20 protein-coding genes and 1 pseudogene are annotated in these 24,955 nt (G+C 58.1%); 14 read left to right on the forward strand and 7 right to left on the reverse strand.

Features of this window, described 5'->3' with window-relative positions; genetic code table 11:
- Positions 1-215 precede the first annotated feature (215 nt).
- The 6 genes and pseudogenes from ACVISU_RS29685 to nodD1 all read right to left on the reverse strand — a co-directional run bounded on the left by ACVISU_RS29685 (position 216) and on the right by nodD1 (position 8,082).
- A complete protein-coding gene (locus ACVISU_RS29685; RefSeq protein WP_456709287.1) occupies positions 216-1,244 on the reverse strand; it encodes an LLM class flavin-dependent oxidoreductase in 1,029 nt (342 codons plus the stop codon).
- Between the two features lie 160 nt (positions 1,245-1,404).
- Positions 1,405-1,662 (reverse strand): annotated as a pseudogene (locus ACVISU_RS29690) (transposase); the annotation flags it as partial.
- Positions 1,663-2,430: 768 nt separating this feature from the next.
- A complete protein-coding gene (locus ACVISU_RS29695; RefSeq protein ID WP_456709288.1) occupies positions 2,431-3,438 on the reverse strand; it encodes a branched-chain amino acid ABC transporter substrate-binding protein in 1,008 nt (335 codons plus the stop codon).
- A gap of 432 nt (positions 3,439-3,870) precedes the next feature.
- On the reverse strand, positions 3,871-4,584 hold the full coding sequence (locus ACVISU_RS29700; RefSeq protein ID WP_194295372.1) for a MerR family transcriptional regulator: 714 nt from the start codon (positions 4,582-4,584) through the stop codon (positions 3,871-3,873).
- 932 nt (positions 4,585-5,516) lie between these two features.
- Positions 5,517-6,503, reverse strand: a complete 987-nt coding sequence (locus ACVISU_RS29705) for a LysR family transcriptional regulator (RefSeq protein WP_456709289.1) — start codon at positions 6,501-6,503, stop codon at positions 5,517-5,519.
- Between the two features lie 634 nt (positions 6,504-7,137).
- A complete protein-coding gene (nodD1, locus tag ACVISU_RS29710; RefSeq protein WP_076829387.1) occupies positions 7,138-8,082 on the reverse strand; it encodes a transcriptional regulator NodD1 in 945 nt (314 codons plus the stop codon).
- Between the two features lie 836 nt (positions 8,083-8,918).
- On the opposite strand from nodD1, the gene ACVISU_RS29715 reads away from it, so the two are divergent.
- The 14 genes from ACVISU_RS29715 (at position 8,919) to ACVISU_RS29780 (ending at position 22,881) form a co-directional block, all read left to right on the forward strand.
- Positions 8,919-9,551 carry a NodA family N-acyltransferase gene (locus ACVISU_RS29715; RefSeq protein ID WP_456709290.1) on the forward strand — a complete coding sequence of 211 codons (633 nt, stop codon included), beginning with the start codon at positions 8,919-8,921 and terminating at the stop codon, positions 9,549-9,551.
- A gap of 14 nt (positions 9,552-9,565) precedes the next feature.
- The gene (gene nodB / locus ACVISU_RS29720) at positions 9,566-10,207 is read left to right on the forward strand and encodes a chitooligosaccharide deacetylase NodB (RefSeq protein WP_456709291.1); all 642 of its coding nucleotides are present in this window, start codon (positions 9,566-9,568) and stop codon (positions 10,205-10,207) included.
- A 17-nt stretch (positions 10,208-10,224) separates the two neighbouring features.
- Entirely contained in the window at positions 10,225-11,598 is a 1,374-nt protein-coding gene (gene nodC, locus ACVISU_RS29725) for a chitooligosaccharide synthase NodC (RefSeq protein WP_456709292.1), read from the forward strand.
- Positions 11,599-11,614: 16 nt separating this feature from the next.
- Positions 11,615-12,244, forward strand: a complete 630-nt coding sequence (nodS, locus tag ACVISU_RS29730; protein WP_456709293.1) for a nodulation methyltransferase NodS — start codon at positions 11,615-11,617, stop codon at positions 12,242-12,244.
- 13 nt (positions 12,245-12,257) lie between these two features.
- Positions 12,258-13,967 (forward strand): nodulation protein NodU, encoded by a 1,710-nt coding sequence (nodU, locus tag ACVISU_RS29735; RefSeq protein WP_456709294.1) that lies wholly within the window; start codon positions 12,258-12,260, stop codon positions 13,965-13,967.
- 1 nt (position 13,968) lies between these two features.
- Complete coding sequence (gene nodI, locus ACVISU_RS29740) at positions 13,969-14,889, forward strand: nodulation factor ABC transporter ATP-binding protein NodI (protein ID WP_456709295.1); 921 nt, start codon at positions 13,969-13,971, stop codon at positions 14,887-14,889.
- 3 nt (positions 14,890-14,892) lie between these two features.
- A complete protein-coding gene (locus ACVISU_RS29745) occupies positions 14,893-15,681 on the forward strand; it encodes an ABC transporter permease (RefSeq protein WP_456709296.1) in 789 nt (262 codons plus the stop codon).
- Positions 15,682-15,828: 147 nt separating this feature from the next.
- Entirely contained in the window at positions 15,829-16,941 is a 1,113-nt protein-coding gene (locus ACVISU_RS29750; RefSeq protein ID WP_456709297.1) for a nodulation protein NodZ, read from the forward strand.
- Positions 16,942-17,493: 552 nt separating this feature from the next.
- Complete coding sequence (locus tag ACVISU_RS29755; RefSeq protein ID WP_456709298.1) at positions 17,494-17,685, forward strand: hypothetical protein; 192 nt, start codon at positions 17,494-17,496, stop codon at positions 17,683-17,685.
- Positions 17,675-17,968 carry a DDE-type integrase/transposase/recombinase gene (locus ACVISU_RS29760; protein ID WP_456709299.1) on the forward strand — a complete coding sequence of 98 codons (294 nt, stop codon included), beginning with the start codon at positions 17,675-17,677 and terminating at the stop codon, positions 17,966-17,968. Before ACVISU_RS29755 ends, ACVISU_RS29760 begins: the two co-directional genes overlap by 11 nt.
- Positions 17,944-18,192, forward strand: coding sequence for an integrase core domain-containing protein (locus ACVISU_RS29765; RefSeq protein WP_456709300.1), 249 nt, complete (start codon positions 17,944-17,946; stop codon positions 18,190-18,192). Before ACVISU_RS29760 ends, ACVISU_RS29765 begins: the two co-directional genes overlap by 25 nt.
- Before the next feature lie 786 nt (positions 18,193-18,978).
- Positions 18,979-19,815: an SDR family NAD(P)-dependent oxidoreductase gene (locus tag ACVISU_RS29770; RefSeq protein ID WP_456709301.1), complete on the forward strand. Its 837-nt coding sequence runs from the start codon at positions 18,979-18,981 to the stop codon at positions 19,813-19,815.
- A gap of 177 nt (positions 19,816-19,992) precedes the next feature.
- Positions 19,993-21,819 (forward strand): nif-specific transcriptional activator NifA, encoded by a 1,827-nt coding sequence (gene nifA, locus ACVISU_RS29775; protein ID WP_456709302.1) that lies wholly within the window; start codon positions 19,993-19,995, stop codon positions 21,817-21,819.
- Positions 21,820-22,038: 219 nt separating this feature from the next.
- A complete protein-coding gene (locus ACVISU_RS29780; RefSeq protein WP_076829357.1) occupies positions 22,039-22,881 on the forward strand; it encodes an electron transfer flavoprotein subunit beta/FixA family protein in 843 nt (280 codons plus the stop codon).
- Between the two features lie 93 nt (positions 22,882-22,974).
- Here the strand turns inward: ACVISU_RS29780 and tcuC are convergent, their stop codons facing one another.
- Positions 22,975-24,327 (reverse strand): tricarballylate/proton symporter TcuC, encoded by a 1,353-nt coding sequence (gene tcuC / locus ACVISU_RS29785; protein ID WP_456709303.1) that lies wholly within the window; start codon positions 24,325-24,327, stop codon positions 22,975-22,977.
- Between the last annotated feature and the right edge of the window lie 628 nt (positions 24,328-24,955).

Here is a 24,955-nt window from a genome sequence, read left to right on the forward strand (position 1 = left end):
TACCAACTGTTCAAGCTGATCATTTCGCCGCCGACGACATCGGCTGCGCGGCCGGAAAAGTGATGCATGAGGTCGCGCCTATATCCTTATGGGTTTGGGATCTCCCGTCGAGCAAGAAAGAACGCCTTGATCGTACGCCGATCGGCGCGTACGGCATGCCAAGAAGCGGCCGGGCATCCCGAGTAGCGAAGTTGAACAAGTCAGCCAAAGGTATGTCAGCCAAAGCTATCGATGATTTCGGCTTTGATCGTGCTCGCGGTGTATAGTGAAATGTCGAGCGGAAGGTTCCCGAATGCTAGCTGGCAGAGTAGGTAGTTGGTACCTGCCTCTTCCATCTGGTTAAGAAGCCGCTGCCGGGCGGAAGCCGGCGTTCCGACGACGCACAATTGGCTCTCCAGCGCTGTATCGAACGACAGAGGCAGGGTCGGCGGTGTCGGAGCGGCATTCAACTCGTAAAGGAACTTAAAGCTGTCCAGCCATTGTCTATAAGCGGCTTCGGCAGCCTCATGAGCGTCTCCGTCAGATCTCGCAATCACGATCATACGAGCCAACCCTAGGAATGGCTCTCGATCGTTCGCGACTGTGCGGCGCGCTCGACGGCAACGAAAAGCATTCGTAATGCTTCGTACAGAAGCGGCGGGACCGACACACGCCAGATTTGCACCATTTGCCGCGGCCCATTCCGCCGATTCGGTCCGATTGCTGGCCATCCAGGTAGGTGGATAAGGGCGCTGATGAGGCCTCAAAGTTAGGGGTACACGGTTCAGCTCAAAATGGCTTCCTCGGTAGGATAGCGTATCGCCCTTCAGCGCAACATTTAAGATTTCGCTGGCCTCCGAAAAGCGGCTTGGCGCCGCGTCTGCGCTGATTCCGAAATAACCCCATTCGATCGGCTGGGAGCCGCGACCGATACCGAGTTCGAGCCGACCGCCGCTCAATTGGTCGAGCATGCAGATCTCTTCGAACGCGCGCAATGGATGATGGAGGTTGAGCAACAGAACAAGGGGACCAAAGCGAAGCCTTCGGGTGCGCTGCGCAAGACTTGCTAGAAACAGGTTCGGCGACGGCCCTCTGCCATGCGGGGTGCAGTGGTGCTCCGCCAGGTGATAAGCGTAAAAGCCCAGAGAATCACACGCCTCCGCCAACTTGAGACGATCTTCATACTGTCGCGCGATATCGCGGCCGTCGTCGTCCAAGTGGTCAAAGATCGCGCATGTCAGTCTTGAGGGAAGGCCGCTTCTCACTCGATCATCTCCGATTCTGGAATAGGCGTCCTTTTGCTTTGTGCCTTCGGCCTCAAAGAGGTGGCGTGCATCACTTGGCCGATCTGGCAATTCTGCGGGAGCTAGCGCTCTGGGCTTGCGCCGTGCAGCGGCGTGGGAGCCTGCAAATTGGTGGCGACTACTTTGATAGGAGTTCGCGAAGTGCATCCACGCCGAGCATGTGCTCCACCAGAAGCTTCTTTAGCTTCGCGTTCTCCTCTTCCAGGGCGTTCAACCGCTTGGCGGCTGAAACGTCCATGCCACCGAACTTGGCCTTCCAGTCGTAGATCGCCGCTTCAGAGATCTTGTGTCTGTGAGCTAGATCAGCCGGTTTCGCACCAGCCCCATGCTCCTTCAGTATCGCGATAATTTGCTCTTCTGTGAATCCCGGTCGTTTCATCTGTCCGTTCCGCTTTGCACAGCACTTGCACTCGAAGTGCCGGCAATATGCAATGTGACATCATCTGTCGTAGGCGCCCTTACGAAGCGCGGCTCGAAACCGCAGTAGAGATTCCGAGTATCCGCTATGTCAGATGGAGCTTTCCATCTTTCATGCCAAATGGATCGGCGGCTGTGCCTTAAAGTAGAGCAACGTCGAAAGTGCGCAGGCCGATAGGACGGCTGATCGAAGTCATTCGATAACAATCTCAATCTCAATGTTGTAATCCTGCCTCTTTGTCGAGGCGCCATGCCCGACGTGCCGACTGCCGGTCAACGTAGAAAATGTTGTTGGCAAGGAAACAGCAATTGGATCCCAATCGCCTTGCGCGCAATGTGAGGTCGCCGGAAGTTGCGAAGTACAGTTGCATTTGTCAGCAAGCGTGGTCGACAGAGAGATTGCCCCGATGGTTTGGCCGTCATAGCTGCTGTCGCATGAGCGGCAACGGCCGGACCTGCGTAGCATTGCCAATCAGACTGTTGCGGATGTTTGGCAGTGAAGCGTCGCAAGAACTGGCCTTCATCGGGATGCTATTTGTCTAACATCGGACGTAGCTCCTCCTCTACGTCGACGTCTGGTAATTCTGCAAGCGCTGCAGCGAGGGCGATAAGCGCTCCGAAAGCCGCGAGCACAAGAGAGCTCGCGAGTATAACGGCAGCAAGGTCTTGATGTCGTTTCATCATCTGTGTCGGTAGCTAGGTTGAGGGAGAAAGGCTGTGATCGCGTCGATCAATTCTGGTCCAGCGCTTCAACACGCCCGTCAAGCCAGCGGTAAACTACAAAGCCTGGGGCTGCATTGTCTCCCTTGGTATCGAACCTGACCGGACCAACGACAGTCTCGATCGGAAGTGAACGGAGTTCGGTTGCGACCCGCGCAGCATTGAGGGAACCAGCCCGCTTCACCGCCTCTGCCCACGCCTGCACTGCGGCATAGGCGTAAAGTGTGTAGCCTTCGGACGACAGTTGGGAAGCCTTGAGATTGGCCACGGCGTCGGCCGCATTGGCATTCGTCGCCACGTCGGGCATGAAGGTAAAGAGCGTACCGTTTCCCGCGCTGCTGGTGATGCCCCAGAATTCGGAGGTCATCAACGGGTCGTTGGCCATGACGGTAAGGCCGGCCTCTGCCTCTGATGCCTGACGGATGATTAGCCCAATCTCGGTGTGATAACCGCCGATATAGGCGAGGCGTACCCCGTCCTTCTTCAATCTAGAGATCAGCGCCGTATAATCCTTTTCACCGGCGATATAGCTCTGCCGAGTGACGCGTTTGCCGAATCTCTGAAGCTGTGCTTCCACCGCATCGGCAATACCCTTGCCGGCGGTGCTCTTGTCGTCGAGTACTGCGATCTTGTCGTTATGGTAGTTTCGGTGAATGTACTCAGCCGCAACGGCACCCTGCTGGTCGTCGCGGCCGCAGATCCGAAATACGGTCGGGATGCCGCGTTCTGTTAGCTGAGGATTTGTCGAGCCAGGTGACACTTGGATGATACCTGCTTCGGCATAGACGTCGGAGGCTGGGATGGACGAGGACGAGCAAAAATGGCCGACGACCAGACGCACCTGAGCCATTGTGAGCTTATTTGCAACGGCGACCGCTTGCCTTGGGTCGCAGGCGTCGTCAGCGACACTCAGTAGCACCTTGGTGTTGGGAAGGAACCCCGAGGCGTTCAATGCCTCGACAGCCGCAGCGGCGCCGTTGCGCATCTGCGCGCCGAACGCCGCGCTGCTTCCGCTCATTGGGCCAGCCACGGCAATATGAACGTCCGAAGCCCACGCAGTCGAGGCGAGGGCACAGAAGAGGAAGGCTGCACTTGCAGCTGGAGTGTAACGCCTATTCAACACTGCAGAACTCCTAGTGCTCACCTCGATCTAAGCCAAACTGTCTGCGACCAGCACGGGCCCGCAGATCGAAGGATCGCCAAGCGAAGCATGCGCCAGCTCGGGCGACGACCATGGCGGAGCCTACAATTTGACGTTACGTGCGATTCAAGACCCCTTGAACGGGAGCTTCGGAGAGAAAGCAGCGGATTGCCGAGAGCCTTCCACAAAATCTGACCGGTGATTGGGAAAGCTGCCGTCGGGCATCAAAGCCCGCGGATCACGCCGAACCGCCATGGCGATCGAGCCGGCCAAGCGGACTGGTCAACCGTCCGAAGCCGCATTCTGATCTCAGTATGGCTGGTCCTCCAGGCCGGTGAGGGCAAGATCGAGATATTGCATGAGGCAGGGATCCCAACCAGCCAAACTGCGTGGGGCACTTAGGCGTGCGAGGACCTTCAGGATCGTCGAAACCCGAGAATCCGCTCCAGCGATTTCGCCGATCAGTAGGCGCGCGGCAATCGCGACGGCTTTCGCGCGCTCGCCGCAAGGATGTTCGCCTCTATCCATACAATCGCGCAGGTCGTCCCGAATGCGTCGCCATCGCTCCTCGCGTTCTGCAGCCAACTTGCATGTGCATCGGGATGTTTGGCTCCGTGTCTCAACGCGCGACATGGCGTCCAAGGTGGCAGGTAGCTCATCCACGCTAACCTGAACGTCACTGTCGGTCGTCATGTTGCGCAATCGATCTCGCAACAGCGTTGCTCGAGCAACTTGAAGCTCAATACGCTCCAAATGTTTGCGCAATAGGTCGATCAGCGAAGTCGTTCCCTCCATGGCTTTACGGATCTCGTAAAGGGAGAAGCCAAGCTCACGTAACGCCCGGATCTGGTGAACCCGCTGGACGCTTTCGCGGTCGTACATACGATGGCCGCCGTCCGTGCGCTCTGAAGCGGCTAACAGGCCGGTGTGTTCATAATGATGCAGCGTGCGTACCGTCACTCCGGTCGCTTCCGCAAGTTCGCCAATGCGCCATCGACGCCGTCTTGGTGTAGCTTTGCTCATGTTGTTCAATTTCAAAGCCTACAACCTGACGTCACGTTGGATTCAAGCCATTTCAAAGCTCTAGCTGGATCGTCTTCCATTCCAGCGCAGGAGTGGTGACTATCCCTAGAACGGCGCGCGATCAACCCTGAGGGGAAAGGGTGATCAACAGGTTCGTTAAGCATGCCAGCTGGGTATCGCCGGCCGCTGTACGCTCCAGAATAAGTTTCGCGATCGCCGTTCGATTGTCCGGAGTTCGCATTGATGGCGGTAGCGCGAAGACTGTCCTGTCAAAAAGGCTTCCTAAGAAAGAAAGCTCTTCGGGATCGAATACTCCACTGTGTTGCTCCAACGTACGGCTCCTTGTTCGTCATTGCGTCGGCATAGCGCACCTCGTCAAGACGTTGGGCCGAGGTTGGGCCAAAAGAAGTCAGACCCGCGGCGCAGAGAGACGAAGATGCGATGGGCTCTAGGGTGATGCGACAGAGCAACACGCACGTGCGATGCCTTGCTTGGACGGAGCTAGTTCAATATTCATGTGCACAATCAATCGGCACGGCATTCGCTGTCGGGGTGCTGGGTCTCGGCCGATGCCGAACTGCCCTGCTCATTGCGAGCGCCGCGACCGATTCGCCGTGTTGATGCGATTAGCCGCCGAGCCGATTCTGGCGTCTCGTGAGCGGCGCGGCCGCGAAGCCGGGCTTGCAATGCGCCAGCGTAGCTTGGCGCGAGCACGTAGCGACCTCTCTGTCTCTCAAAGCCGGGCCAGTGCTCGAGCAACCGCTTTATTTCGAGCCGGTCGCCGGTGCGGGAAAGACGGCGGGGCACGCTTGTGACGTTCGCCAGCTATAAGGAGCTTTAGCGAGAGACAACGAGTTCGAGCGAGGCGATCCAAATTTGCACGCGCTGGGACACGGTCCGGTGGCCGGGTTCGTTCACCTTTGCTAAAGTCCTTACGCTAACGGCGAGTCCGATCGCGCGAAGCCGCCGGCATCGTTTGGTTGCTCCGGATTGCTAATGTTGAGTGCCTCTTCATGCGCAGTTATGCGAGCGGCCTCCTGCAGCAATATCTCTCTCAGCCAGATGCATTCTGGATCGCTGTTGTTCAAGACTGGCCATTGGACTGCCTCGGTGAAGGTGGGGAATGGCTGCGGAAGCGTGGCAATCCGAAGCGGTGCGGTTCTTTGAAAATGCTTCGCGAGCCGTAGTGGAATGGTCCCTATGCGGCCTGTGCCCACCAGCAGGGGTGGGATCATGCTGAAGCTCTGTACAAGAATGTCGATGCGCCGATTGAGGCCGAGATCGAGTAACAAGGAATCCTCGACGAAGCTCGTGCCTCCGAGCTTGACTGCAACGTGGCCCATCGACATATACCGATCAAATGTCAACCGCCTCAGTAGGTGACTATTTGTGTGGCAGCCCACGCAAACGAGGCTCTCCTCGAACAAGGCCGCTCTGGGGTGCGTGCCGGACATGAATAGTTCCGGCAGGATGACGAAATCGACCTCGCCGCGCCGAAGTAGCTTGTCGTGCTCGTCGGTGAGCGTCACCAACTCGAATCCGACATTGGGGGCTTCTCGTGCGACGCGCTCCACGACGTGGCGGAAGAATACGACGGTTATGAAATCTGACAGGCAGATCCTGAACCGCCGGTTCGACCGACCGGGGTCGAAGGCCTCCCGCGCGATAATCGAGTGCTGAATGTGCAGCAGCGCCTCACGAACCGGAGCGGCGAGTGCCTCTGCACGTGGGGTCAGGACAAGTGCCCGTCCTCTCATTGCAAACAACTCGTCACCAAAATAGGAGCGAAGTCGGGCGACCGCTGCACTCATAGCGGGCTGGCTAAGTTTGATCTTACGTGCTGCTGTAGTCAGGCTGCGCTCGGTCATTAGAGCATCGAGCGCGACGAGAAGGTTTAGATCGAGTCCTTTGAAACGCATATCTTCTTGTCCGGCGCAAACGTGCTTGCGGTGTACAAACGACCGGCCGCGGCTACGTCTGAGGCGGTCTCACCGGCTTGTCCGAATCAGTTTCGTCCCACCTTGCGATCGCGAGAGGAAGGCCGCGCAATCATCGCAACGATGGACAGTTCGGCCGTTGGCGGACATCAGAGGCCGGAAACCGTTACAAGCCCGAAGCTAATAGGCTCGCCGCTCCTGCGTGCCCCGTAACAAGACCCGGTCGTTAACTATTGGCACCAGTCCAGGTGTTCCGCCAAAGCCGTGAGTTCGGCTGTGCGCCCGGTCGACCGCCGCTTACCGCAGCGTCAGCCAAGGCGTGCAGCCTACAACCTCACGCAGCGTGGGATTCAAGCGAATAATTGACGTGCCGGACATTTGCTTCCCAACAAGGCGTATGTACCCGCCTAATGCTGGACCTCCGTCGACCAGTATCGCGGGTATCCCAACCTCAACCGGAACATTATTACGCGCACGGCCTGCCAAGCCCTCTTAGCGGGTCGTCATTTAACGTCAGACGCCTGCAACATCGCGCGTCGAGAAATGGAAAGCGTCGGCAGAGAATCAATGTGTGCCGCCGTACCCGAGAATCGGCCGGAATCGCCTTATGCTAAACTTAACATCGCCTGCGAGTAGATGTCTCGAGATGCCCAGATGCGAGGTTGGACGCCTCTTCCAACAATATCCGTCTCATCCAAACACTCGCTGGGTCGGTGTTGTGAAACGCAGGCCATTGCAATGCTTCGGTGAATGTAGGCAGAGGCAAGGGTGGTTCGACAATCCGCACGGGCATACGTTTTTCGAAGTGCCTGGCGAGTCGCAAAGGCATCGTGCCGATACGGCGGGTGTCCAATATTATGGGTGGAATAAGGCTAAAGCCTTGCACAACCACCTCGATCCGTCTCTTCAGGCCGTGTTCAAGCAAAAACCATTCTTCCAGGTTGGGTCTCAGGGCCCGTCCGAATTTGGCCGTAACGTGACCCATCGAAAGGTATTTTTCGAACGTCAGCTGGCGTGACAGCTGCTTGTTCGTGCGGCATCCCACGCATACGAGAGTCTCGTCGAACAGCATCGCCTTGGGATGAGCGCTCGACATAAATAATTCCGGCAGAATGAGAAAGTCGACCTCGCCCCGGCGGAGCAACTCGTCTGGCTCATCCGAAAAAGGCAGCAATTCAAAGCGCACAGCCGGGGCTTCCTGTGCGATGCGGTCCATAATTTGCCGAAAAAAGACGATTGTCATGAAATCGGATAGAATGACCCTGAAGCGACGGCTGGACTGAGCAGGGTCGAACGAATCTCGTGAAATAATCGAAATTTGAATGTGCAAGAGGGCCTCGCGAACGGGACCCGCGAGCGCTTCCGCGCCCGGTGTCGGCACGAGCTCTCGACCGCGCATCGTGAAAAGTTCATCGCCGAAGTAGGTGCGAAGCCGCGCGATTGCCGCGCTCATAGCGGGCTGGCTCAGGTTAATTTTGCGCGCCGCTGCTGTGAGGTTGCGTTCGGTCATCAGAGCATCGAGCGCAACGAGTAGGTTTAGATCAAGTCCTTTGAATCGCATCTTTTGAGTCTATCCATCGTCTGGATGCATTCTATCGAAACAATCGATTTTACCAAACTGGGGGATGTTGGATAGCAAACATCAGTTTGGAAAAGGACTGAACACCACAATGGCTGTTGGTCGTGCGCGGGCTCTGGACAACCTCTTGAACGCGAGCGGCTGCTGTCGGCCTCTTGGGTCGGCTATTCAAGACCAAGGCGCACGAGTGGCGTCGGTCGTGACCGGCGCAACCCGCGCATTCGTTGTAACGCGAAGCGCTGGGTAAACCTTCGTATGTGCATTCCAACCCTTTCCATATCGGCGATTTACCCGCGTACACTTGAGGGCCGGATCCGCATCGCCCTAGTGTCGCGACAGAGAGGCCGGCGCAAATTGCCGATGCCAAGCACTTCTGGCGACAGTCCATTCGCTCGACTGTCGATTGCATTCAGGGCGTGTCGAAGATGCATGAGAAATACCACGTTGATCAGGTGTCATGGGGACGCTCCTTCAACAAGGTGGTCCGCGTCGAAGGCCCGGTCACTTGCGGCAAAGCCCCGATGGTCGCCACAGACGAGGCAGAAGGGCGCCCTGGTGCAGATAACATCTGCACGTTTAGATCGCCCCGTCCGTACGCCTTCCGCACAGCATTCGATCGGAATGACAAGCCTCAACGGAGCGATCAACTGATCGCACACAGAGGCGCGACCCCAAGCGATCTGCTACGGCGCCGGCGCGCAAAGGAGAACGGGCATCCACCACAACGCGACGGCGCATTTCTCGATCGATCTGCGTCCGGTGAGTGAGGTTGCGTGACTGACCCCGCTCTTGAAATGCCTCGCGTAGGAAAGCCCGCCATGAACATTGTCGCATCTCGGACCGCGGAAGCGCCTTCTACACGCACCCAAATTCATTGGAGCATTCGCTGGGAAAACGAGCTGCGGCTCACTGAGCATGCCGAGCTCGCCGAATTTTTTCGCAAGAGTTACGGGCCGACCGGCGCTTTCAATGCGCAGCCATTTGAAGGCAACAGAAGTTGGGCCGGCGCTAGGCCTGAGGTGCGCGTGATTGGTCGGGACGTCCATGGCGTGGCTGCTCACGTCGGTCTACTGCGCCGCTTCATCAAGATTGGTGCAGTCGATCTACTCGTGGCCGAACTGGGACTGTATGCCGTGCGGCCGGATCTCGAGGGACTGGGGATCAGCCAGGCACTGCGGGTGATGTATCCCATATTGCACGAACTTAGAGTCCCGTTCGGCTTCGGGACGGTCCGGCCCGCGCTTGAGAAGCATCTTACCCGACTGGTGCAAAGACAGGGCCTCGCGACGCTGATGTCAGGCCTTCGCGTCCGATCAACGCTTCCGGATGTCTATCCCAATTTGTCGCCGATCCGCATCGAAGAGGTGATCGTGGTGGTGTTCCCGGTTCAGAGCGCGATGAGCGAGTGGCCCGCCGGCGCAATGATCGATCGCAACGGGCCCGAGCTGTGAAAGAACGTCTCCCCGTGTCTGCCGTCCCTTGCGACTACGCTGATGTGAGCGGAAGCTTCCCTGTCTATTTGACGTTTGACGATGGGCCAAATCCATTCTGCACGCCAGAGGTTCTCGATGTGTTGACGCAACATCGGGTGCCAGCGACGTTCTTTGTGATCGGTACCTACGCGGTCGAGCAGCCGGAGCTCATTCGACGGATGGTCGCGCAAGGCCATGAGGTAGCGAACCACACGATGACGCATCCGGATCTGTCCAGATGTGGGTCGGCGGAGGTGCGCGGTGAGCTGCTAATGGCCAGCGACGCGATTCGTTCGGCGTGTCCGCAGGCCGCGCCCAGGCACATGCGGGCCCCCTACGGTAAATGGACCGAAGAGGTGCTGGCTACGTCGGCACAGGCTGGCCTTACGGCTGTGCACTGGTCGGTCGATCCGAGGGATTGGTCCCAGCCCGGGGTGAACAGAATTGTGACCTCGGTGCTCGGAGCCGTTCGGCCGGGTTCAATTGTTCTCCTGCACGATGGATATCCTCCCGATGAGGACGGGCCGTGGGCTGATGCAACTCGGCGAGATCAGACGGTCAGAGCGCTCTCTTACCTGGTCCCAGCACTACAACACCGCGGCTTCGTGATTCGCCCGCTCCCTCAGCTTCACTGAACAACAACTGGCACCCTATGGACCTGCTCGCTACAACCAGCGCCGTCGCGGTTTCGTCTTACGCGCTGCTCTCGACCATCTACAAAAGCATGCAGGCGCTGTATGCGCGGCGGGGGAATGCCCCATCGTTGCGCAACGATCTGGGACAACCCGAGCTGGCTCTGCCAAGTGTGGATATTATCGTGCCTTGCTTCAACGAGAAGCCGGACACGCTCGCCCAGTGTTTGGAGTCGCTCGCCAGGCAAGACTACAAAGGAGAGCTGCGGGTCTATGTGGTCGACGATGGCTCGGCAAATCGCGACGTTGTGGGGCCTGTACATAAGATCTATGCCAACGATGCGCGCTTCAGCATCATCTTGCTTGCCAGGAACGTTGGCAAGCGCAAAGCGCAGATCGCCGCAATACGCGGCTCGTCCGGTGACTTGGTGCTTAACGTCGATTCGGATACGATACTGGCCGCTGACGTGGTCACTAAGCTTGCGGCGAAGATGCGGGACCCCGACATTGGTGCCGCGATGGGCCAGTTGGTAGCGAGCAATCGCAACGACACATGGCTGACCAGTCTGATCGACATGGAATACTGGTTGGCGTGCAACGAAGAGCGCGCGGCGCAAGCTCGCTTCGGTGCGGTCATGTGCTGCTGCGGTCCATGTGCGATGTATCGTCGCTCCGCTCTTTCCCTGCTGCTTGATCAGTACGAAACGCAATTCTTTCGCGGCAAGCCGAGTGACTTTGGCGAAGATCGCCATTTGACGATCCTCATGCTCAAGGCGGGGTTTCGAACCGAGTATGTTCCGGACGCGATCGCGGCAACACTTGTCCCCGACGCTCTCGGGCCATACCTGCGTCAGCAGCTGCGCTGGGCGCGGAGCACCTTTCGCGATACGTTTCTCGCATTGCGTCTGCTGCCGGAACTCGATGGCTACCTCACACTGGACGTTGTCGGGCAGAATCTCGGCCCACTGCTACTCGCCCTTTCGGCACTGGCTGCGCTTGCAGAGCTTGCAGTCGACGGATCTGTACCCTGGTTGACGGGCTTGACAATTGTGGCGATGACGATGGTCCGGTGCAGTGTAGCTGCACTTCGGGCGGGGGAATTGCGATTTCTCGGCTTCTCGCTCCACACACCGATAAACATTTTTCTTTTACTGCCACTCAAAGCGTATGCCCTCTGTACATTGAGCAATAGCGATTGGCTGTCGCGCACAATCGTGAGCGCGGCAACTGAAGGAGATGAGCAGGCGGTCATGTCGGTGCCAAACAGTGCAGCAGGTCCTGTGGCTGCAGGGAGCGTGTCTGGCACAATTCCGAAGCCGGCGGTTCCTCACGGTCCGTCGCGCTTGGCGGTGCCGGAGAGCATCTGCGGTCGGAAACGATCGGGCGCGTTATAAGTAGGTGGATCGGCGCATGACTGTGTACAAGAACCATCAATTGCTGGAACGCGAGCTCGCTGTGGATGATCCATGGCATCTCGACAGCAGTGCATTCGAGCAGGAACGGTACGCGCAAATGCTCCGGATGTCGTCTTGCAATGGAGATGTCGAGCATGCCCTCGAAGTTGGATGCGCAGCCGGGGTATTCACGGAAATGCTTGCACTGCGTTGCCAGCGCCTAACGGTAGTCGATATCATGCCGCAGGCGATTGAACGAGCGCGCCTGCGGACCGGGCATTGGTCACATATAAACTGGATAACCTGCAATATTCAGCAATTTTCGACCAAAGAGAAGTTCGATCTGATCGTCGTCGCCGAGGTTCTCTACTATCTCAATGACGTTTCCGAGATGCACGCGGCGGTCCGCAATCTGGTGAGCATGCTTGCCCCAGACGGCGCTCTGGTGTTCGGGTCCGCGCGTGATGCCACCTGTCGACACTGGGGTCATGCCGCTGGTGCCGAGACGGTGATCTCTCTCTTCAAGGAGAGCTTGTCGGAGGTGGAGCGCCTGCACTGCCAAACCACGTCAGTCAATGAAGATTGCTTGCTCGTCCTGTTCCGGAAGTCGGGGCAGCCGTTAAAACACTCAATCGTCGGTCATTAGATCAGGGGGTCGTATGCGCATCTGCGGCATCAAATTAACACATGACGGCGCAATTGCTCTCGTCGAGGACGGGCGGCTCGTTTTTTGCACCGAGCAGGAAAAGCGCAGCAACAACCCGCGCTATCAGTCCATCGATAACCTCGATGAAGTCGTGCGTGCGTTGGCGGAGCATGGATTTGATCCGCGAGATATTGATCAGTTCGTCATCGATGGCTGGGATGGAGAGATCGAGTCGCGGTTCCAGGTCATTAGTGGGGCGGTGCCGATCACGCTGAAAGGAGGACCATATGTCGAGCGTCATGCTGAGGGCCTTCTTGATTCCGTCGAAGGCTTTGGCCTGATCCTGGGCGACAAGGTCTTTCCCTATAAAAGTTACCCGCACGTCACGGGCCACGTTGCATCAGCCTATAGCACCAGCCCCTTTGCCAGCACCGGAAAGCCCGCGTTCTGTCTAGTATGGGACGGCTCCATCTTTCCCCGGCTTTACTATGTCGAACCTCGCGGCGCGCGGCTTGTGAGATCCTTGTGTCCCATGATTGGTCAGGCCTATGCTGCCGCCGGCCTTCACTTCGGGCCTTACCGGCAGCCGAACCGCACCAGCTGGGATTTGGGCATCGCCGGCAAGCTGATGGCGTATATCGCGCTTGGCTCTGTCGACGAAGACGCTGTCGCAATTTTTCAAGAACTGTACGAGAAGCGCTTCGCCGCGGACACGGAGCAGGCTCGTCGCTACCGCGCGGACATCCACAATCCGGAAGCGTTACTTGCGGCTACGCACGAGTTTTTCGAGGCAAGCGCATTGCGCCTTACAGGCAGACGAGCCGAGGATATCCTTGCCTCGTTCCATATTTTCCTGGAACGGCTTCTGGTTCGGGAAATCGCGATGGTTCTGTTACAGCACTCCTCTCTTCCGGGCGCGCGAAATCTATGTGTGGCAGGTGGGTGCGGTCTCAACATCAAGTGGAATAGTGCGCTTCGCGCGACGGGCCTGTTCGATGAGGTGTGGGTACCGCCTTTCCCGAATGACAGCGGCTCGGCAATAGGTGTTGCTTGCGCGGCGGTGGCGGCGCGAAATGGGTTTGGACCGTTGGAATGGTCTGTTTACAGCGGTCCGGCTCTGCGGGCCACCGAGGGGTTGTCGGAATGGGAGGCCGAGCCGTGCAGTCTGCGTGAGCTTGCCGCCATTCTCGCCGACAACAAGCCGGTAGTGTTTCTGTCCGGGCGCGCCGAGCTGGGTCCGCGAGCGTTGGGCGGCAGAAGTATTCTGGCGGCTCCCACGTCACCGGCGATGAAGGATCACCTCAACGACATTAAGTGTCGTGAGCACTTCCGACCGGTGGCGCCGATCTGCTTGGAGGATCGCGCGCCAGAGATATTCAACCCAGGTACGCCGGACCCCTACATGCTGTTCGATCATCAGACCAGGGCGGAATGGTGTGACAAAATCCCCGCTGTCATCCATCTGGACGGCTCGGCGCGACTACAGACAATCTCCCGCAGCTCTCCGCACAAAGTCGCTGAGCTTCTCATCGAATTCGAGCGCCTTACGGGGCTTCCGTTGCTCTGCAACACGAGCGCAAACCTGAACGGGCGTGGGTTCTTTCCCGACGCCGCGGCGGCCTGTCAATGGGGGCGCGTGGAGCATGTGTGGTGTGATGGCCAGCTCTGGACCAAGCCGGCCGTAAGGAAACAGCCGCCGGCTAAACGGCTCCAGTCGGCCTAAGATGAGCATGTCCACGGTAGCAATCGACCTCGCCGGCGTCAGAAAGTCATTTGGCGGCAGAATTATCGTCGATGAACTGTCGTTCTCGGTTGCCCGCGGAGAGTGCTTTGGTTTACTCGGGCCAAATGGAGCCGGCAAGAGCACGATCGCCCGTATGCTCCTCGGCATGATCTCGCCGGACGCAGGCGAGATAATGGTACTCAATGAACCTGTACCGGCGCGCGCTCGCGTCGCACGCATGCGGGTCGGTGTCGTACCACAGTTCGACAACCTTGAGCTTGAGTTTACCGTACGCGAGAATCTGCTGGTGTTTGGTCGCTATTTCGGAATGAGCGCCCGCAAGATCGAAGCCATCGTACCATCGCTGCTCGAGTTCGCGCGGCTGGAAACCAAGGCGGACGCACGGGTCTCAGAACTGTCTGGTGGCATGAAGCGGCGTTTGACCTTGGCACGCGCGCTAATAAATGACCCGCATCTGCTCGTAATGGACGAGCCGACGACTGGCCTGGATCCGCACGCACGCCACCTGATCTGGGAGCGCCTGCGGGTTCTGCTGGCGCGTGGCAAGACGATCCTGCTGACAACCCACTTCATGGAAGAAGCCGAGCGCCTATGCGACCGCTTGTGTGTGCTCGAGAGTGGACGCAAGATCGCCGAAGGCAAACCGGACGCGCTGATCGACGAGCATATTGGTTGCAACGTAATTGAAGTTTATGGCGGCGATCCACATGAGCTTTGCAACCTGGTAAGGCCCTATGCACGGCATGTCGAGGTGAGTGGAGAGACACTCTTTTGCTATGCGCCATATCCGGAGCAGGTCCGTGTGCAACTGCGGGGCCGTGTGGGTCTACGCATTCTGCAGCGACCGCCAAATCTCGAGGACGTATTTTTGCGCCTGACCGGACGCGAAATGGAGAAGTGAGCGATGGCCGAAAGTTATGCGACGATGATGCCAGCGAACGCTTACAACTGGATGGCGGTGTGGCGGCGGAACTTCCTGGCGTGGAGGAAGGTCGCTCTTGCCGCTATTCTCGGCAATCTCGCAGATCCCATAACTAATCTGTTCGGCCTTGGCTTTGGCCTTGGACTGATTGTGGGGCGCGTTGAGGGGACTTCGTACATCGCATTTTTAGCGGCGGGCATGGTTGCGACCAGCGCTATGACTTCCGCTACCTTCGAAACAATGTATGCGGCTTTCGCGCGCATGGATGCAAAGCGCACTTGGGAGGCCATTCTATCCACACAGCTTACGCTTGGCGATATCGTTCTCGGTGAGTTGGTGTGGGCGGCTAGCAAGTCGGTTCTGGCCGGAACAACGATCGGGATCGTCGCCGCCACGCTTGGTTATGCATCTTGGCTTTCGATTTTTTACGCGATTCCAACCGTTGCTCTTACCGGTGTTGTCTTCGCCAGCCTAGCCATGGTCGTCATATCTCTTGCTCCAACCTACGACTATTTCGTCTTCTACCAGACTCTCTTCCTCACACCGATGGTGTTTTTATGTGGCGTCGTCTTCCCGACCAGCCAACTGCCCGGCTCGGTACAGAATTTGGCTGGCTTGTTGCCGCTGGCGCATTCGGTCGACCTTATTCGTCCAGTAATGCTTGAGCACGATGCCGGCGGCGTTGCGCTGCACATCGGGGCGCTTTGTCTATACGCCGTCTTTCCCTTCTTCGTGTCGACAGCGCTGTTTCGGCGTCGCTTGCTGCGTTGACATGAAGTGCAGCGCCGGGAAAAAATCGATTGAAGCAGTGTCACGTGATCACCTCAGACGCGCTAGGTCGCGCCGGACATCCGTTTACGCTCTCGTCACCGGATCGGGTGCGAACGAGTGCGGGCGACAGCAGGGATAGACACTGCGATGAAATTCTACCGAAGGACATCGACAGCGCCTCAATCGCCGAGCGTGGCCTCGGACAGGACAAAGCGTTTGGGGTCGCTTAGGACGTCTCTAGCCCAACCCGAAGCGCGGAATGAGGTAGTGCAGATGCTTGGCAGCTCGAAGAACGATCGGTTCGTTGTCTCCCGACGGCGTACCGGATTTGGCGACTGCCTGTGGTCGCTGGCGGCAGCCTGGCGTTTTGCACAGCGGACCGAGCGGACCCTGGTGATCGATTGGCGGGGATCCTGTTATCTCGACCAACCGTTCATCAATGCCTTCCCCGTGTTCTTCGAACCAATTCAAGACATTGCGGGTGTGCGGGTGATTTGCGACGACCAGATCAATCAATGTTCGTTTCCGGGACCATTTTTCCCGGCTTGGTGGAACAAGCCATCGATCGACTGCGTCTATCGGCCAGACGAGCAGATTTTCCAGGAACGTGACGAGCTCGACCAATTGTTTCAAAGTCAGCAGGATAGTGAAGCTAATACAGTTGTATGTGACGCCTGCCTGATGTGGCGCTGCGATCAAGGAGCAGAACGAGAAATCTTTCGGACCATCAAACCACGATCTGAGATTCAGGCCCGGATTGATGCGATCTACCGCGAGCAGTTTGAGCCATACAGCATGATCGGCGTGCATGTTCGACATGGCAATGGTGAGGACATTATGGGGCATACCCCGTATTGGACCGATCCGGAGCGGGCCCTGCGACAGGTCTGTAATGCTGTCGAAATGGCCAAAGCGTTGCCACACAAAAAGCCTGCGAGGGTGTTCCTTTGCACGGACAGTGCGCTCGTCCTGGAAGAGATCTCGGCGAAATTTCCTGATGTCTTCGTGATTCCCAAGAGTTTCCAGGCGCCTCATGCCGGACCATTGCATAGCGGCGCGCTCGGAACCGCAGGCGGCTTTTCCGCTCTTATCGAAATGTATCTTCTTGCAAGGTGCGACACTGCCATTCGCTTTCCCCCGACGAGCGCATTCACGCGCTATGCGCGCCTGTTTGCGCCTCGTGTGGTAGAATTCGACCTGAGCGATCCAGGACGGCTAATCTTGATTGAAGAGGCAGCCCAAGAGCTTGTGACACTATGAAGTTCGTTGCCCGCCTGATCGATCTGTTGGCCGCTCTTTGCATCGAGAAGTACTGTCACTTTTTCTCCGCGCGCAGAATTGTTGCCAAAGCAGCTCCTGGCGGCCAAGTTCCATCAAAGGACGCCACCCGCCAACAGCTACATGGCGACCACGGTACTCGATCTCCGTGAAGAGTGCTCTGCCGGGCTCAAAAAGGTGCGACCGGTGATGAAAGACGAGCCGGAACGCGCTGCTGAAGCAAAGATCGCGCTGGAAGCGGTGCGGAGCAGGCGACGGTGGCCGATCTGGCCCAGCGCTATGAGGCTCACCCAAACCAGATCTGCGCCTGGAAGCAGCAACCGCTGGATCAGGCGGTCCGGGCCTTTGACCCCTTGACGCGGGCGTCGGGCGGGAGAGCCAGGACGTTTGCGAACGCTAGATCGAGAAGCTGCACGCCAGTGCTCGATCGCGCCGACATGGCGCTGTCGACTCGCCGGCAATGCACGTTGCTTGGCTAGCGCGCTCTGGGGGCTGCCGGCCGCCACGGCCGGCCAACGATAACGACCTTACCTCATGCGGCGTCTCGACGGGCTGTTCACCGCCTGGCCGCTCCTGGGCTCGCGGCGACTGACCGCGATGCTGAAGGTTGAGGGGCTTCAGGTCAATCGCAAGCGTGCAGCGGTTGATGCGGAAGATGGGCATCGCGGCACTGTGACGGGGCTGGTGCTGGGCCACAAGACATATCCCTATCTTTGTGCAACATGACGATCGACGGCCAAACCAGGTATGGATTGCCGACATCACATATCTGCCCATCGGTCGTGGCTTTCTTTATCTCGTCGCCATCATCGACTGGGCGAGCTGTGCGGTTCTGGCGTGGCGGTTGTCGATCACGATCGACGTCTCGTTCTGCGGAGCAGCTCTGGACGAGGTGCTGACACTCCGGAGATCTTCAACACCGATCAGCGAGCCAATTCATCAGTCCAACCCTCATGAGCGCGCGAACGCAGGGGCAAGATCTCCATGGATGGCCGCGGTCGTTGGATAGATAAGGTCTTCAGCGAGCGGTTGTGGCGGTCGCTCCGGCACGAGGACATCTGTATCAAAGGCTATGCCGGCTGCCGCGAGCTCAAGGCAGGGGTCGCGAGCTGGATCGCCTTCTATAACGATCGTCGCCTTCATCAGGCGCAGGGCTGTCGCATGCCGATGGCGGTCTGGCGCGAACGGATGCAGGCCAGCGAAGGCTGTGGACACGGTGGCGGGCAACGCTGATGCGTTGACCACATGGCCACAGCACCTGCAGCAGACCGAGACTCTGGCAGCGCGAAGATAAGGATCAGGAGCGGTAAGTGCAACAAACGGCTCAATTGGTCATGTGCCGCGGGTCCAGTTCACTGGCGCGCACCTGATCCTTTAGGCCCTGATGCCCCAAGTGTTATTCGCGGGCCGCATTGTCCCCGTCAGCGAAAAATGGGCTTCATCTGGGTGAGATCGTCGACGGAACGCAGATCCGTAGACGAAGGACGTCCCGGGCAAAGATCCACTCAGCCGGTTCGTCTTCCGTGCATGCTGCGGCGATCTTCTGAAGGTGTTCAGGCGCAGCCAGGGAGCATGCTTGTCCACAGACCGCCCGGATTGGGTTAATCTGACCATCACTGACGGTGAACTGCACGTTAGAGTCACGCGCAGGAAAATCGGACGTGCGATGACGATTACGTTAGCTTTGGATCGCTCGAGCTACGGCGACGGGCCGAGTTCCGTGGACCGATCCTTGCGCTGCGAAAGCTCTGCCCGCGGTTAGCGCCTTCGATTGCGCGGTTCAGGATTCAGCGTACGCCTCGTGACCTGTCTTGCTCGCGACACAGACGAGAGCCGACTCCTGACATTTTATCGGTGATGCGCCATTGTCGTCGCAAAGGCAACGCGACGCCTCGCGAGCCCGCCAGACGTTCGATGTGCGCGACACCAGGCCGCAAAGACAGAGCGGCATTGCCTTGGCTATGGTGGCCCAATTCCTGCTTGGAGTGCGCGAGCACGCAACAGGAGAGGAGGTGGGGCGTGGGTCTCGATCTGCCAAATGATGATCTGATCCCGGGCGCGCCATCGGCGATGCACTCAACCTGTCCTTTTCAGGCCGATAAGGCTGGCTTGCATCGAGGAGAACGGAAGGCGATGCTGCTAACCGGAGCATCGCGCGGAATTGGTCACGCTACTGCCAAGCTGTTTTCAGAAGCTGGCTGGCGTATCATTTCTTGCGCACGCCAGCCGTTCGACGGCGAGCGCTGCCCGTGGGAATCAGGGAACGAGGATCATGTCGAGATCGACCTCAGCGACCATCGAATGCTGCCGCGCGCGGTAAGCGAGGTCAAGAAGCGCCTGAGCGGTGGAGTTTTGCATGCGCTGGTGAATAATGCCGGGGTTTCGCCCAAAACACCTAGCGGGGACCGGCTAACATCCTTGACGACATCCACCGAGACTTGGATGAGGGTCTTCCACCTCAATCTCGTGGCTCCGATCCTGCTGGCGCAGGGTTTGTTTGACGAGCTGAGAGCTGGGTCGGGATCGATCGTCAATGTGACTTCGATCGCCGGATCGAAGGTGCATCCGTTTGCTGGAAGTGCCTATGCGACGTCGAAGGCGGCGCTTGCAAGTCTCACACGCGAAATGGCCCATGATTATGCGCCGCACGGCGTTCGTGTGAACGCGATTGCTCTCGGCGAAATCGGGACGGACATGTTGTCGCCCGACACCGAAGCGCGTCTTGTGCCAACGATCCCGCTGCGCAGAGTGGGAACGCCAGAAGAGGTGGCGAAGGTCATCTTCTTCCTGTGTTCAGATGCTGCGAGCTACGTCACGGGAGCCGAGCTGCCAATCAACGGTGGGCAACATCTGTGATTGGCCTCGTCTGGCAACGCAGCTGACGTGAGCTGCAGCAGTGGAACGTGCGTTTCACGCCGGCGTCGGTCACCCATTCCGCAAAAGCAAACGCACTGAAAGTTTATCGTCGTGTTACGAAAAGCTGTTACGTTTCTATGTCATCTCGTTATCTCTCGGCGCTAGATCGAGAATGACATGCGGAACGAAGCTCGCAAACCAGAACAAGGCGTCAGGGAGGATGATCAAAACATCGGAGACCGTCTCATGCTGCATATCGCTACCGCACGCGAAAGGCCTGCCTCACAAGTGGAGCCGGAGCGCGAGCTCTCCTTCGAGCCGTTGCGCGAGAGCGCACTGACCGGCATTTTCGAAATATCGAAGATACTGAACGCTCCTTGCCGGCTTGAAGTCACATTGGCCAACGTCCTCGATCTTCTGCAATCGTTTGTGCAGATGCGACACGGTATCGTCTCACTGTTCGACGATGATGGGATGCCAGACATCACGGTTGGCGCCGGCTGGAGCGAGGGCAGCGACGAACGCTACCGGCTGCGCTTGCCCCGAAAGGCGATCGAGCAAATCGTCGCGGCGGACCGGCCTCTTGTCGCCGAAAATGTGGCAGCCGATCCGGCATTCAGCGCCGCCGATCTCGAGGTGCTGGGCGCCTCGGATGGTACGCCCGTGTCGTTCATCGGGGTTCCAATTCGCATCGACCCCAAGGTCGTGGGTACGCTGACAGTTGACCGTATCCGGGACGACAGGTCGAGTCTGCGGCTCGATCACGATACACAACTACTCGCCATGATCGCCAACTTGGTGGGACAGACAGTGAAGCTGCATCGCTTGTTCGCTTGCGATCGCGAACGGCTGATGGTGGAGAAGGACCGGCTACAAAAGCAATTGTTTGAGCTTAGGCAACCTGCACGGGATCGTAAGAAGCTCCCGGTCCACGGTATCATTGGCGACAGCCCGGCGCTCCGTGGGCTTCTCGAGAAGATCGCGATTGTAGCCAAGTCGAACAGCACAGTTCTATTGCGCGGTGAATCCGGGACCGGAAAGGAGTTGGTAGCCAAAGCCATTCACGAGTCGTCATCTCGCGCCAAGCGGCCCTTCGTCAAACTGAATTGCGCGGCGCTGCCTGAGACGGTCCTGGAGTCCGAATTGTTTGGCCATGAAAAAGGTGCCTTCACCGGCGCGTTCAGCTCGCGCAAGGGGCGCTTCGAGCTTGCTGACAAAGGGACACTATTTCTTGACGAAATCGGCGAGATCTCGGCGCCGTTCCAGGCGAAATTGCTGCGAGTTCTGCAAGAGCAAGAGTTCGAGCGCGTCGGCAGCAACCAGACCATCAAGGTCGATGTTCGTGTCATAGCAGCGACGAACAGGAATTTGGAAGAGGCCGTGGCAAAGAGCGAGTTTCGTGCTGACCTATACTATCGGATCAGCGTCGTTCCTTTGCTTCTGCCACCGCTGCGCGAACGGCGCAGTGATATTCCGCTGTTGGCCAGCGAGTTTCTCAGGAACTTCAACAATGAGAACGGGCGTACGCTGACCTTGGAGGCGAGCGCGATTGATGTGCTGATGAGCTGCGGATTTCCCGGAAATGTCCGAGAACTCGAGAACTGCATTCAGCGCACGGCGACGCTGTCCGCTGGGCCAGCAATCGTGAGAAATGATTTCGCTTGTTGCCACGGCCAATGTCTTTCCGCGATGCTGTGGAAAAGCACCTCGGAGCAGATGATTATGCCACCGGTCCCGAGCACGCCGGTGCTGGCTAAGTCGATCGCTCCGCTATCGGAAGCGACCGCGCCGGCTCCGCCAGGCGGCAGCGAGTTGGCCTCGTTGACTGCTCCTCCCGGTACAGTCCTCGTAAGCGGCGCGAAGATAGCCGATCGCGAGCGAGTCATTGCAGCCATGGAAAAATCTGGATGGGTGCAGGCAAAGGCAGCGCGCTTGCTGGGGCTAACGCCGCGCCAGATTGGTTACGCGCTGAGAAAATACGGAATCGAAATCAAGCGGTTTTGACCGCAAGGATCTTGGCGTCACTTACCTGACGTGCCGGGCGGCGTCAGGGCGCTGTCGCGGGCTCGACGCATGTCGGTATTCGTCCCTCACAAAACCGGGCCAGGTCGCTCGATCGGCTCGGTCCAGGCCTTTGTAATAGCGAGCAAAGTCCAAGGAGAGCCGTGATGGTACGAGACTTGCTGGCCTCTTCGCAGCTGTCGCAACTTTTGGAGCAACTCCGTGCACAATGTCGTCTGCATCAAACAGGTTCCTGACTCTGCGCAGATCCGCGTGCACCCCGTTACTAATACAATCATGCGTCAGGGTGTGCCGACCATCATCAACCCATATGACCTCTTTGCGCTTGAGGCCGCGCTGGAGCTGCGCGATCGGTTCGGCGGCGAAATAACCGTGCTGACAATGGGCCCGCCCTCGGCGGAAGACTCTTTAAGGAAGGCGCTGACCTATGGCGCTGATCGCGCCGTACTGCTCACCGATCGATGCTTTGCGGGCTCTGACACCCTTGCCACGACGTATGCACTGGCAACAGCTATCCGGAAGATTGGTAAGGAATATGGCCCGGTAAACCTCATCTTCACGGGTAAGCAGACCATCGACGGCGATACCGCGCAGGTTGGGCCCGGCATCGCAAAGCGGCTGGGCGTGTTGCAGCTTACCTACGTCGCCAAGGTTAGATCCCTGGATCTCGTCGCACATACAATCGAAGCAGAACGACGTTCCGAAGGTGGTATCCAGGTGCTGCACACGAGACTTCCCTGTCTCGTCACCATGCTGGAGGCGACAAACCAGATACGGCGCGGCGCGATGGCGGATGCCTTACGTGCCGCACGGGCGCCGATCGTGAAATGGAGCGCGCATGACGCCGGCGTCGAGGACATCTCCAAATGCGGTCTCAAGGGCTCGCCGACCGTCGTCAAGCGAGTGTTCGCGCCATCTGCACGCGCTGAGAAGGCGGCTTTGGTTGAGGCCACAGAGCAACCGGCGCAGGCGCTGATAGACGCCATTTTCAAGCATCAACCCAAGCTCGAAGCCGATCTTGCGGCATCCGCCCGTGATGCTTGATCTGGATAGAAGCTCAGTCAGGCCATAACACAAGGCCAGCTTCGAAGTGGCAGTGACGACGAGGCGAAACGGTCTGCATCAGGAAGCATCATGCTAGGGCGATGCCGTCTGCACGCCCAAAGTGCTGTCCTTTGGTTCAGGGTGTGAACGGTCCGCGGTTCTCGACGGTTTGGCGGTGCCCCGATAGATCGTCAGTGCCGCGATGATGCCGAGCGCGGCTGAAAACATCAGCCAATACCCCGGGGAGGCCTTGTCGTTGGTCCGCTCAATGAGCCAGGTCGAGGCCAATGGCGTAAAGGTCCCAAACAAGGCGGCCGCAAGTGCGAAGGCTAAAGAAAAGCAAGTTGTGCGCACATGCGCGGGCACGATCTCAACGAGCGTGCCCAACATAGTTCCACTGTAGGTGCCAAAATAGAACGAGAACATCATCGCGACTGCCAACATCTTCCCGAAGGTGGGAGCGCTTACCAGCCAGTTCAAAGCCGGATACGCGGTCATCAATGCAAGGCCGGCAATGGTGAGCAGAACAGGCTTTCGGCCGATACGGTCGGAGACGGCGCCGCCAATCGGATTCCAGAAGAAATTGGTCATGGCGACCAGAAGCGTAACAAGGAGAGCGTCCTGAGCGGATAGCTTCAAGACTGTCTTGCCGAAAGTGGGCGTGTAAACGGTGACGAAATAGAAGGTCGTTGTGCTCAGGATCGCCATCATCATTCCGAGAACGATCACGCGCCAGCTGACCAGCGCCGAGGCAAAGATCTCGCGGGCTTTCGGGTGCTTCTTCATCGCCAGAAATTCCGGCGTTTCCTCCAGTGTTCGACGAAGAAGGAAGATAAGCGGGATGATAAGGCAGCCGAGAAAGAACGGAATGCGCCACCCCCAGGAGGCAACGGTTTCGGCCGGCATCGACTCGTTCAGCAGGTAGCCCACGCTCGCCGCGACAAAGATCGCGACCTGCTGGCTGGACGATTGAAAGGAGGTATAGAAGCCGCGATTGCCTGGGGTTGCGATCTCCGCCAGGTAGACTGAAACGCCGCCGACCTCGACGCCGGCGGAAAAACCCTGGAGCAGCCGTCCGGCTAAAACGATAATCGGGGCGGCAATGCCAATGGTCGCGTAACTAGGACAGAAGGCGATGATGACAGTGCCGATCGCCATGATCGATAGCGTGATGATCAGGCCTTTTCGACGGCCGATCTGGTCGATATAGGCGCCGAGGACGATTGCGCCTACCGGACGCATTAAGGCTCCCAACCAGAACACGCCGAAGGTGTTGAGCAACGAGGCTGTTTCACTTTCGGACGGGAAGAAGGCTCGTCCGATAGCGCTGGCGTAAAAGCCAAACAGGAAAAAGTCGAATTGCTCCAGGAAATTGCCGCTGGTTGCACGCAGGATTGCATTGAGGCGCGATTTAACCGTGCCGGGCTGAATAAGTCTATGTGACACGCGAGTTTCCTTCCCGTCAAGAATGGCCGGTTCGGAAAACCTCACGCCAGCCCAATTGCGTCAGGCCGTGACTTTGTCGTTGGTGACATTACCGGCCGCGCGGAAGGCGCCAGATCTTTTCGGCGTATTTTCGGCGATAATTAGATTAGTGCAGATATTTCAGCGCCCGTTCGCGGAGCACCAGCAGATCTCAACGACAATTGCCGCAAGCTAGCTTCATTTCAAACCAAATTGAGAATTCAGAAGGTGATTCGTTTGCCGGCACGGCAGCTATGAAGCTTGTTGGAGCGATCTCGGTGGTCAAGGACGTATGCCCCTTGCGGGCAGAGGCTGACACTTTTTCGCTGCTCGATCTCCGACAGCCATGCAAACCGTGTCAGACTCAAGACGCTTGCCATGACGAGCCCGTATGAACGTTTTCCCAAACTATTCCGAAGCTTATGGCGTGAGAGCAGGTTTTGGCACGACGATTGCTGAAGACGTGCGAAACAACAGGAGCGGACGAGTGCAGGCGGAAAGAACCAGCGGCGGTGTTTTCTCAGATGCTCGTGGCGGCGAGCTGCCGACATCTCGTGCAGATTGCGGCTGAAACTCTCAAGAGCGCGGCAGATGCGCCTCCTTTTTCTGA

Source organism: Bradyrhizobium sp. USDA 4452, from assembly GCF_054063575.1.

Bases quoted from the DNA above. Each gene is read 5' to 3' on its own strand.
- ACVISU_RS29705 (WP_456709289.1), bottom strand. From the start codon at position 6,503: ATGCGTTTCAAAGGACTCGATCTAAACCTTCTCGTCGCGCTCGATGCT.
- nodD1 (WP_076829387.1), bottom strand. From the start codon at position 8,082: ATGCGATTCAAAGGACTTGATCTAAACCTACTCGTTGCGCTCGATGCT.
- nodU (WP_456709294.1), top strand. From the start codon at position 12,258: ATGCGCATCTGCGGCATCAAATTAACACATGACGGCGCAATTGCTCTC.
- nodS (WP_456709293.1), top strand. From the start codon at position 11,615: ATGACTGTGTACAAGAACCATCAATTGCTGGAACGCGAGCTCGCTGTG.
- ACVISU_RS29750 (WP_456709297.1), top strand. From the start codon at position 15,829: ATGAAATTCTACCGAAGGACATCGACAGCGCCTCAATCGCCGAGCGTG.
- nodI (WP_456709295.1), top strand. From the start codon at position 13,969: ATGAGCATGTCCACGGTAGCAATCGACCTCGCCGGCGTCAGAAAGTCA.
- ACVISU_RS29745 (WP_456709296.1), top strand. From the start codon at position 14,893: ATGGCCGAAAGTTATGCGACGATGATGCCAGCGAACGCTTACAACTGG.
- ACVISU_RS29700 (WP_194295372.1), bottom strand. From the start codon at position 4,584: ATGAGCAAAGCTACACCAAGACGGCGTCGATGGCGCATTGGCGAACTT.
- nodC (WP_456709292.1), top strand. From the start codon at position 10,225: ATGGACCTGCTCGCTACAACCAGCGCCGTCGCGGTTTCGTCTTACGCG.
- nifA (WP_456709302.1), top strand. From the start codon at position 19,993: ATGCGGAACGAAGCTCGCAAACCAGAACAAGGCGTCAGGGAGGATGAT.
- ACVISU_RS29715 (WP_456709290.1), top strand. From the start codon at position 8,919: ATGAACATTGTCGCATCTCGGACCGCGGAAGCGCCTTCTACACGCACC.
- ACVISU_RS29755 (WP_456709298.1), top strand. From the start codon at position 17,494: ATGCGGCGTCTCGACGGGCTGTTCACCGCCTGGCCGCTCCTGGGCTCG.
- ACVISU_RS29695 (WP_456709288.1), bottom strand. From the start codon at position 3,438: ATGAGCGGAAGCAGCGCGGCGTTCGGCGCGCAGATGCGCAACGGCGCC.
- ACVISU_RS29765 (WP_456709300.1), top strand. From the start codon at position 17,944: ATGGATGGCCGCGGTCGTTGGATAGATAAGGTCTTCAGCGAGCGGTTG.